The 8,143-nt window shown below is 73.7% G+C and carries 11 protein-coding genes, 1 pseudogene and 1 riboswitch; of the genes and pseudogenes, 8 read left to right on the top strand and 4 right to left on the bottom strand.

Going from position 1 to position 8,143, the window contains the following annotated elements; all coding sequences use genetic code 11:
• The 7 genes and pseudogenes from V7Q31_RS15875 to V7Q31_RS15845 form a co-directional block, all read left to right on the top strand.
• Nucleotides 1-122: pseudogene (locus V7Q31_RS15875) on the top strand (MBL fold metallo-hydrolase); the annotation flags it as partial.
• A 13-nt stretch (nt 123-135) separates the two neighbouring features.
• Nucleotides 136-564, top strand: coding sequence for a YeeE/YedE family protein (locus V7Q31_RS15870; RefSeq protein WP_333834837.1), 429 nt, complete (start codon nt 136-138; stop codon nt 562-564).
• A gap of 47 nt (nt 565-611) precedes the next feature.
• Nucleotides 612-992, top strand: a complete 381-nt coding sequence (locus tag V7Q31_RS15865; RefSeq protein WP_442976676.1) for a DUF6691 family protein — start codon at nt 612-614, stop codon at nt 990-992.
• 26 nt (nt 993-1,018) lie between these two features.
• Nucleotides 1,019-1,444: a TIGR01244 family sulfur transferase gene (locus tag V7Q31_RS15860; protein WP_333834835.1), complete on the top strand. Its 426-nt coding sequence runs from the start codon at nt 1,019-1,021 to the stop codon at nt 1,442-1,444.
• Nucleotides 1,441-3,222 (top strand): SulP family inorganic anion transporter, encoded by a 1,782-nt coding sequence (locus V7Q31_RS15855; protein ID WP_333834834.1) that lies wholly within the window; start codon nt 1,441-1,443, stop codon nt 3,220-3,222. The genes V7Q31_RS15860 and V7Q31_RS15855 overlap by 4 nt, the downstream gene beginning before the upstream one ends.
• 23 nt (nt 3,223-3,245) lie before the next feature.
• The gene (locus V7Q31_RS15850; protein ID WP_333834833.1) at nt 3,246-3,476 is read left to right on the top strand and encodes a YgaP family membrane protein; all 231 of its coding nucleotides are present in this window, start codon (nt 3,246-3,248) and stop codon (nt 3,474-3,476) included.
• Between the two features lie 27 nt (nt 3,477-3,503).
• Entirely contained in the window at nt 3,504-4,877 is a 1,374-nt protein-coding gene (locus V7Q31_RS15845) for an FAD-binding oxidoreductase (protein ID WP_333834832.1), read from the top strand.
• Between the two features lie 7 nt (nt 4,878-4,884).
• On the opposite strand, the gene V7Q31_RS15840 is transcribed toward V7Q31_RS15845, so the two are convergent.
• From V7Q31_RS15840 to V7Q31_RS15825, 4 genes are read right to left on the bottom strand one after another with little or no spacing between them, the layout of a single operon-like run.
• Nucleotides 4,885-5,907, bottom strand: a complete 1,023-nt coding sequence (locus V7Q31_RS15840; protein WP_333834831.1) for an energy transducer TonB — start codon at nt 5,905-5,907, stop codon at nt 4,885-4,887.
• On the bottom strand, nt 5,904-6,287 hold the full coding sequence (locus tag V7Q31_RS15835; RefSeq protein ID WP_333834830.1) for a biopolymer transporter ExbD: 384 nt from the start codon (nt 6,285-6,287) through the stop codon (nt 5,904-5,906). The genes V7Q31_RS15840 and V7Q31_RS15835 overlap by 4 nt, the downstream gene beginning before the upstream one ends.
• Nucleotides 6,277-6,681, bottom strand: coding sequence for a biopolymer transporter ExbD (locus V7Q31_RS15830; protein WP_333834829.1), 405 nt, complete (start codon nt 6,679-6,681; stop codon nt 6,277-6,279). Before V7Q31_RS15830 ends, V7Q31_RS15835 begins: the two co-directional genes overlap by 11 nt.
• A complete protein-coding gene (locus V7Q31_RS15825) occupies nt 6,678-7,355 on the bottom strand; it encodes a MotA/TolQ/ExbB proton channel family protein (RefSeq protein ID WP_333834828.1) in 678 nt (225 codons plus the stop codon). The genes V7Q31_RS15830 and V7Q31_RS15825 overlap by 4 nt, the downstream gene beginning before the upstream one ends.
• A 115-nt stretch (nt 7,356-7,470) precedes the next feature.
• A riboswitch (cobalamin riboswitch) is annotated at nt 7,471-7,678 on the bottom strand.
• Between the two features lie 238 nt (nt 7,679-7,916).
• Here V7Q31_RS15825 and V7Q31_RS15820 point away from each other — a divergent pair.
• A partial coding sequence (locus tag V7Q31_RS15820) for a hypothetical protein (protein WP_333834827.1) occupies nt 7,917-8,143 on the top strand: 227 nt, incomplete at its 3' end.

The raw sequence follows: 8,143 nt of genomic DNA, 5'->3' as shown, positions 1-8,143 counted from the left end.
CGACGCTCGGCATGCCGAAGCTCATCATCCCCTCGATCCAGGTGAACATGCGCGCAGGCCGCATGCCGCCCGCCGAGGACAACGGCGTGACCTATCTCAAGGTCCCCCTCAACGCCCTCTGACCGGAGTTCCCGCATGGAGCCTTCCTGGATCAACGGGCTGATCGGCGGCATGCTGATCGGCCTCGCCTCCGCCCTCTACCTGCTGTTCAACGGCCGCATCGCCGGCATGACCGCGATCCTCAGCCAGGGCCTCGGCTGGCGCGGCGGCGAGACCGGGCGCATGAGCGCGCTGTTCCTGCTCGGCGCCTTCGGCGCGGCGGCGCTGTTCGCGCTGATCTTCGGCGCGCCGGAGATGACGATCACCACCTCGCCCGCGGCGCTGATCCTCAGCGGGCTGATCGTGGGCGTCGGCGTCACCTTCGGCAATGGCTGCACCTCGGGGCATGGCGTGTGCGGCATGTCTCGGCTCTCGAAGCGCTCCATCGTCGCGACGCTGTGCTTCATGGGCGGCACCGCAGTCTCGGTTTTCGTTCTGCGCCATCTCGTGGGGATCCAGCTGTGAGCCGTCTCGTTCTCGCCCTTCTCGCCGGCGCGGTGTTCGGCGTCGGCATGTCGATCTCCGGCATGACCAACCCCGCCCGCGTGCTCGGCTTCTTCGACCTGGCCGGCGCCTGGGACCCGACGCTGATGTTCGTCATGGGCGGCGCGCTCGCGGTGATGGCGGTCGCCTGGGCGGCGCGCGCGCGGATGGCGCGGCCCGTGCTCGGCGCCGAGTTCCCCGGCGCGCCGTCGCAGACCATCGACGCCCGGCTGGTGGGGGGCTCCGTGGTGTTCGGCCTCGGCTGGGGGATCGTCGGGCTGTGCCCCGGCGCCGTGGTGCCCGCGCTCGGTTTCGGCGGGTGGCCGGTCGCGCTGTTCCTTGCGGCGATGCTTGCGGGTATGGCTCTGGCGCGCAGCCTCGCGCAGCAGATGAACGCCGCGCGCGCCTGAGGCGCGTCGCCGAAGGGAACAGCCGCATGGACCTCCGCCGCCTGACCGACGATTTCGCCGTCGCCCCGCAGATCGAGGTCGCCGACGTGGCCGAGGCCGCCGCCCTCGGCTACCGCACGCTGATCTGCAATCGCCCCGACGGCGAAAGCGCCGACCAGCCCCCCGTCGCCGACATCGCCGCCGCCGCCGAAGCCCATGGGATGCGCTTCATCGACATCCCCTTCTCCTCCGGCGCGCTCTCCATGCAGCTGATCGCGAAGTTCGGCGCGGCGCTGGCCGACGCCCCGCGCCCCGCGCTCGCCTACTGCCGCTCGGGCACCCGCTCCTGCATGATCTGGGCGCTGACGCGCGCCGGAGAGATGCCGACCGACGACATTCTCGCGGCCGCCGCCCGCGGCGGCTACGACATGGACGGGCTGCGCCCGACGCTGGAGAGCGGCAAGTTGTGGTGAGCGTTCCCGCGGCGCTGCGGCGCTATCTGCCGATCCTCGACTGGGGCGCGCGCTACGACCGCGCGACTTTCGAAAACGACGCGATGGCGGCGGTGATCGTCACCATCATGCTGATCCCGCAATCGCTGGCCTATGCGCTGCTCGCGGGCCTGCCGGCGGAAGTCGGCCTCTACGCCTCGATCGCGCCGCTGTTCCTTTACGGCGTCTTCGGCACGTCGCGGGCGCTGGCGGTCGGGCCGGTGGCGGTGGTGTCGCTGATGACGGCGGTCGCGGTGGGGCAGGTCGCCGCTGTCGGCACGCCGGAATATTACGGCGCCGCGATCGCGCTGGCCTTCCTGTCGGGGCTGATGCTGGTCGCGATGGGATTGATGCGGCTGGGGTTTCTGGCCAATTATCTCAGCCATCCGGTGATTTCCGGGTTCATCACCGCCTCGGGGCTGCTGATCGCGGCGAGCCAGCTCAAGCACATTCTCGGCGTTCCGGCCTCCGGCCACACGCTGTTCGAGATCCTCGGCGCGCTGCGCGACAACCTCGATCAGGCCGACGGGCGGACCTTCGCCATCGGGCTCGCGGCGGCGGGGTTCCTGTTCTGGGCGCGCAAGCGGCTGAAGCCGGCGCTGCTGCGGGCGGGCTGGCGCGCGCGCAGCGCCGACATCGCCGCCAAGGCGGGGCCGGTCGCCGCGGTCGCGGTCACAACCTTTCTCACCTGGGCGCTCGATCTGCATGAGAAGGGCGTGAAGATCGTCGGCGCCGTGCCGCAGGGCCTGCCGCCGATCTCGGCCCCGCCGCTCGACCTCGCGCTGTGGAGCCAGCTCGCGCTGTCGGCGGCGCTGATCTCGGCGGTCGGCTTCGTCGAATCGGTGTCGGTCGCGCAGACGCTGGCGGCGCAAAAGCGCCAGCGGATCGTCCCCGATCAGGAGTTGATCGGGCTCGGCGCGGCCAATGTCGGCGCGGCCTTCACCGGCGGCTATCCGGTGACGGGCGGCTTCGCGCGCTCGGTGGTCAACGCCGACGCGGGCGCGGATACGCCCGCCGCCGGCATCTTCACCGCGCTCGGGATCGCGCTCGCCACGCTGCTCCTGACGCCGCTGTTGTTCTTCCTGCCGCAGGCGACGCTGGCCGCGACGATCATCGTCGCCGTGCTCGGGCTGGTGGATTTCGGCGCCATTCGGCGCGTCTGGGTCTACTCCAAGAACGATTTCACCGCGATGGCCGCGACCATCGCCCTCACGCTGGGGTTCGGGGTCGAGGCGGGGATCGTGGCGGGCGTGGCGCTGTCGATCGGGCTGCATCTGCACCGCACCTCGCGGCCGCATTTCGCCGTGGTCGGCCTCGTCCCCGGCACCGAGCATTTCCGCAACGTCAAGCGCCATGATGTCGTCACCGACCCCGCGATCTTCACGCTGCGGGTGGATGAGAGCCTGTATTTCCCCAATGCGCGCTTTCTGGAGGACTGCATTCTGGATGCGGTCGCCGCCGACCCGGCGATCCGGCATGTCGTGCTGATGTGCCCGGCGGTGAACTTCATCGACGCCTCGGCGCTGGAGAGCCTCGAGGCGATCAACCAGCGCCTCTCCGCCTCGGGGGTGACGCTGCATCTATCGGAGGTGAAGGGACCGGTGATGGATCGGCTGCGCAGGTCGCATTTCCTCGACGACTTGACCGGGGACAATTTCCTGACGCAGTTTGACGCCTACGCAGCCTTGTCGCCGGAGCTGGCCCGCCGCGTTCGCGCCGCAGAGCGCGTGACCCCGGCCCGCACAGCGATGGCGCACTGACCGGGACAACAAGGACGACCCCGATGACAATTCTTCAGCGTCTCAAGGACTTCCGCGTGACCGAGAACATCGGCGCGCAGGAGCGCAAGCTCCGCATCTGGGGCGGGGTGGCGCTCGTGGCGCTTGCGCTCTATCAGGCCGCTCCGGCCTTTCTGGGCTTCGTCGGCTTCATGCTGGCGCTGACCGGCGCGCTCAAGTTCTGCCCCGGCTACGGCTTTCTCGGCCGCGACAGCTGCGAGGCCGAGAAGGGCTGACGGCCCCCTCCGCGGCGACGGTCGCAGATGAGCGTCGCGACCGCGATCGCCGCGCTGGAGCTGTTCCTCGGCGACAGGCTCACCTGCGCCGAGGCCGTGCGCGCCCAGCATGGGCGCGACGAAGCGCATCACGCGCCGCGCCCCCCGGACGCCGTCGCGTGGGCGGAGACCTCCGAGGAGGTCTCCCGCATCCTCGGCATCTGCGCCGAGCATGGCTGCCCGGTCGTGCCGTTCGGCGTCGGCACCTCCCTCGAAGGCCAGATCATTCCGGCGCAGGGCGGCCTGAGCCTCGATCTGTCGCGGATGAACCGGGTGCTGGCGGTCAACGCCGACGATCTCGACGCCGTGGTCCAGCCCGGCGTGACGCGGATGGCGCTCAACGCCGCGCTGCGCGAGACGGGCCTGTTCTTCCCCGTCGATCCCGGCGCCGACGCGACGCTCGGCGGCATGGCCGCGACGCGCGCCTCGGGCACCAACGCCGTGCGCTACGGCACGATGCGCGAGAACGTGCTGGCGCTCGAAGTCGTCCTCGCCGACGGCCGCGTGATCCGCACCGGCTCGCGCGCGCGGAAATCGGCGTCGGGCTACGACCTCACGCGGCTCTTCGTGGGCTCCGAGGGCACGCTCGGGGTCATCACCGAACTCACCCTGCGCCTATTCGGGCAGCCCGAGGCGATCTCGGCGGCGGTCTGCGCCTTCCCCGACATCGACAGCGCCGTGCGCACGGTGATCGAGACCATCCAGATGGGCGTGCCAGTCGCCCGGATCGAACTGCTGGACGAGGTCCAGATCCGCGGCGTCAACGCCTATAGCGGCACGGCGATGGCCGAGACGCCGACGCTGTTTCTGGAGTTTCACGGCACCGAGGCCGGCGTCGCCGAACAGGCCGGGCAGGTCGCGGCGCTGGCGCAGGCGCATGGCGGCGCGGGCTTCGACTGGGCGACCCGCCCCGAGGACCGCACCCGCCTGTGGGACGCGCGCCACAAGGCCTACTGGGCCGGCAAGGCGCTGCGCCCCGGCGCGCAGGGCTGGGTGACCGACGCCTGCGTGCCGATCAGCCGCCTCGCCGAATGCATCGCCGAAACCAAGGCCGACCTCGCCGAAAGCCCTCTCATCGCGCCGCTCGTCGGCCATGTCGGCGACGGCAATTTCCACCTCGCCATCCTGCTCGACCCGGAGGTGGAGGCCGAGCGCGCAGAGGCGCAGCGGCTCTCCGCCCGCATCGCCGAGCGGGCGCTGCGCATGGGCGGCACGGTCAGCGGCGAGCATGGCGTGGGCTTCGGCAAGATCGGCTATCTTCGCGCCGAGCATGGCGAAGCCTGGGAGGTCATGGGCGCGATCAAGCGCGCGCTCGACCCGCAGGGCATCCTCAACCCCGGCAAGATCGTGCCCTCCAACTGACGCGCCTTCAGCGCCGGAACGACACCGGCGCGACGAAGGCGAAGCGCTCGCCCTCCAGCTCCGGCGGCGGCGGCGGGAAGGGCGCCGCCGCGCGCGCGGCGGCGAGCGTCGCGCGGTCGAGCGCGGGGAAGCCGGCGCTGCGCGCGATCCGCGCCGAGACGAGCGCGCCGGAGCGGTCGATCACCAGTTCCAGCCGCGCCTCGCCATTGGCCCCGCCCGGGTGGCGCTGCGCCCGCGCCAGCGCCGCCCGCACTTGCCGTCCGTAAGCCGCGATCAGCGCGCCGCGCCCGCCATCGCCATCTCCGGCCCCCTCGCGCGCGCCGCCGTCCCCCTGCGCGCCAGGTTGCGACGCGCTCTCAGCCGCCGCGGCGGGAGCGCCGCCGCCCGCCCGCGGGACCGCCGGCTTGCGCGGCTGCGACGGCGCCGCAGCGCTCCGCGCCGGGGCCTGCGCAGGGCGCAGCCCCGGCTGCGGCGCGCGCAGCGGACCCGCCTCGGCCTGCGGCGGCTCGGAAACGGCGGCGGGCCGCGCGTCCGCCCGCGCGCCCGGCGGCGCGCCCGGCGCGCGGCGCGTCGGCCCGGCGTCGAGCGCGGCGAGACGGGCCGGCGCCTCCGACGCCGCAAGCGCGGGCGCCGACGGCGCGGGCCGCAGCGCCGGCGCGGCGTCGGGCTTTTGCGCAAGCGGAGCCGCGTCGAGCGCAGGCGGCGCCTCCCTCGGCGGCGCCGTTGGCGCGGGCGCGGAGGGAAGCGCCTCGGGCGTCGCGCCGGGCGCCGCCGTCTCCATGGGAGCCGTCGCCGGGGGCGGAGCGCTCGCAGGCTCCGGCGCGGCATCCCAAGCCGCAGCGAGCGCCGCCACGTCCGGCGAGGCCGCCGCGACCTGAGCGCCCGCGGCCCCGCCCGGCGCGCCGCCCAGCTCGCCCCCGCCCGGCCCGACAGCGCCGATCAGCAGCGGCGCGAAGGCCGTCGCGAGCGCCACATGCGCCGCCAGCGCCGCGCCAAGGCTCAATCCGAAGGAGGCGCCGCGCCCGTTCACCGGACCGGCTCCACGCGCAAGAGCACCCGAACGGCGCCGCCCGCCGTCAGCTCCGCCGCAAGCGCCGCGACTGTCGCCGCCGGGGCGTCGCGGTCGGCCAGCAGCGCAACCGCCTCGGCGCCGCCCTCCAGAACCGCCGCCACCGCCGCCGCCCCGCGCGCCTGTCCGAAGGCGACCTCTCCGCCGGCGCCGACATGCAGCGTCGGCGTCCCTCTCGCGCGATCCACCGCGAGGGCGGCCTGCGGGGGCGTCGCCTCCAGCGGCGGGGGCGGCGCGAGCGTCGCCGTCATCAGCAGGAAGATCAGCAGCAGGAACACCACGTTGATCATCGGCGCCGCGATGTCGGGCGGGTTGCGACGCGCAGGCGGGTCAAGGCGCATCGCGGCTCTCCAGCAGCAGCACCCGCCGCGCGCCCGCGGCCTCCAGCGCGGCCAGCGCATCCGCCAGCGCCTGCGCCGTGGCGCCGCCGCGCGCCCGAAGCGCCACCGGATCGTCGGGCCCCGCGCTCAGCGCCGCCAGCGCCGCGCCGAGCGACGACGCCTCGATGGGCGCGCCGTTCAGCCGCAGCGCGCCGCCGGCTTCGACCTCCACCAGCCGGGGCGGCCCCGACCAGCCCTCCCCGGCCCCGCCCGCGGCGATGGCGACGGCGCTCTCCGCGCCGAAGCGCGCGGCGAGCAGGAAGAACACCAGCAGCAGGAACACCACGTCGATCATCGGGGCGAGCCCGATGCGGCGGCGCGCCGGCGCCGGGGCGAGGCCGAGCGCGTCGGTCATTGCGCCGCCATCCCGAGCGAATCCCGAGCCGGAACGGGCCGCGCGAAAATGCGCGCGCCGACATCCTCCAATGTCAGCCGCAGCCCTTCCGCCGCGCTGTCGAACCAACTCAGCGCCGCGGCGGCGGGAATGGCGACGGTCATCCCGGCGGCGGTGGTCAGCAGCGCTTCCCACACGCCGCCCGCCAGCGCCGCCGCGTCGGCCTGCGCGCCGCTCTCCTGCAAGGCCTGAAACGCCGCGATCATGCCCAGCACCGTGCCGAGCAGCCCCAGCAGCGGCGCGACCGCCGCGATCAGCTCGAGCGCGCGCAGCCCCTCGCGCGCTTCGGCGAGCACCGCGCGCCCGACGCGCGCGGCCTCCTCGCGGGCGGCCTCCCCGGTCATGGCGGAGTCGCGCAGCGCGCCGATCGCAGCCGCCGCCAGCCGGGCGGGCGCGGCGCCCGAAGCGTCCGCAAGCCGCTGCGCCTCGGCCTCGCGCCCCGCGCGCCATGCGGCGACGGCGGGCTCCGCCGCGTCGCGCGCCCAGGCGCCCGCAGCCGACAACCGCCAGATTTTCCAGATGACCAGCGCGAGCGTCAGCACCGAGAGCGCCGCGATGGCGGCCATCGCCGGCCCACCGCGCGCGATCAGCGCCGCGAGCGCGCCGAGCCCGGCTTCGGCTGTCGTCCCCTCCATCGCGCGGCCCCTCCGCCCGGCGTCCCCAACAGCCTCAGCCGGGCCGCGAGGCCCGCGCTTCGGCGCCGTTCACCGCTGCGGAGATCTCCGCCCCGGCGCGCGCCCCGCGCGTCGGAAGGGTGAGCCCGCTCCGGCAGGTCTCCTGGCTCGCGGGTCGTCGCCTGCGCGCCGCCTTCCCGGCCCCCAGGGACCAGTGGCGTGATGGGCGCGAGGCTCGCCGCTCACAGTTGCGGGGGCAGCCGCGGACTCGGGACACCCCTCACCGCGTTCCCTCATGGCTCCGGACGGTCGCCCGCCCGAAGACCGGAGCGCGCCTGTCATGCGCGCGGGCGCGGCGGAATGTCAACGCGGCGCGGCGCCGCCCGCGCCGGCGCGGGCGGCGCAGCAATTCGCATCTCCGTGAAGTGAAATTGTCGAAAAGTCGTGTGACGTTCTGGCGCCTGCGCAACAAATATCAAGCACGTAAAATCAGTAGTGTTTCGCGACTCTGCCAGATAAGAAACGCGGGTTTCAGCGCATCCCGAATGTAAAATGCGCAGTATGACTTGAAGCGGGGAAAGTATGACAAGCAGCAGCACAGCCGGCCTCGTCGCCGGCGCCATCGCCATGGTCATCGCCGGCGCGGCCGCCGGCCAGACCCTCACCAGCGCGCGCACTGCGGCCGCGCCCGTCCTCGACGGCGTCGGGGGCGCCGAATGGGCGGCCGCCGAGCCCATGAGCGTTGCAGTCAACCTCACCCCCTACAAGCCCAACAACGGCTATGAGGGGATCACGGCGTCCACCGTCAC

This window comes from Rubrimonas sp., from assembly GCF_036788415.1.
GTDB lineage: Bacteria > Pseudomonadota > Alphaproteobacteria > Rhodobacterales > Rhodobacteraceae > Rubrimonas.
The sequence above is the reverse complement of the archived record's forward strand: the minus strand, read 5'-3'. Positions and strand labels throughout refer to the sequence as shown.

Bases quoted from the DNA above. Each gene is read 5' to 3' on its own strand.
- V7Q31_RS15850 (WP_333834833.1), top strand. From the start codon at position 3,246: ATGACAATTCTTCAGCGTCTCAAGGACTTCCGCGTGACCGAGAACATC.
- V7Q31_RS15860 (WP_333834835.1), top strand. From the start codon at position 1,019: ATGGACCTCCGCCGCCTGACCGACGATTTCGCCGTCGCCCCGCAGATC.
- V7Q31_RS15870 (WP_333834837.1), top strand. From the start codon at position 136: ATGGAGCCTTCCTGGATCAACGGGCTGATCGGCGGCATGCTGATCGGC.
- V7Q31_RS15845 (WP_333834832.1), top strand. From the start codon at position 3,504: ATGAGCGTCGCGACCGCGATCGCCGCGCTGGAGCTGTTCCTCGGCGAC.
- V7Q31_RS15865 (WP_442976676.1), top strand. From the start codon at position 612: ATGTCGATCTCCGGCATGACCAACCCCGCCCGCGTGCTCGGCTTCTTC.
- V7Q31_RS15830 (WP_333834829.1), bottom strand. From the start codon at position 6,681: ATGACCGACGCGCTCGGCCTCGCCCCGGCGCCGGCGCGCCGCCGCATC.
- V7Q31_RS15835 (WP_333834830.1), bottom strand. From the start codon at position 6,287: ATGCGCCTTGACCCGCCTGCGCGTCGCAACCCGCCCGACATCGCGGCG.
- V7Q31_RS15825 (WP_333834828.1), bottom strand. From the start codon at position 7,355: ATGGAGGGGACGACAGCCGAAGCCGGGCTCGGCGCGCTCGCGGCGCTG.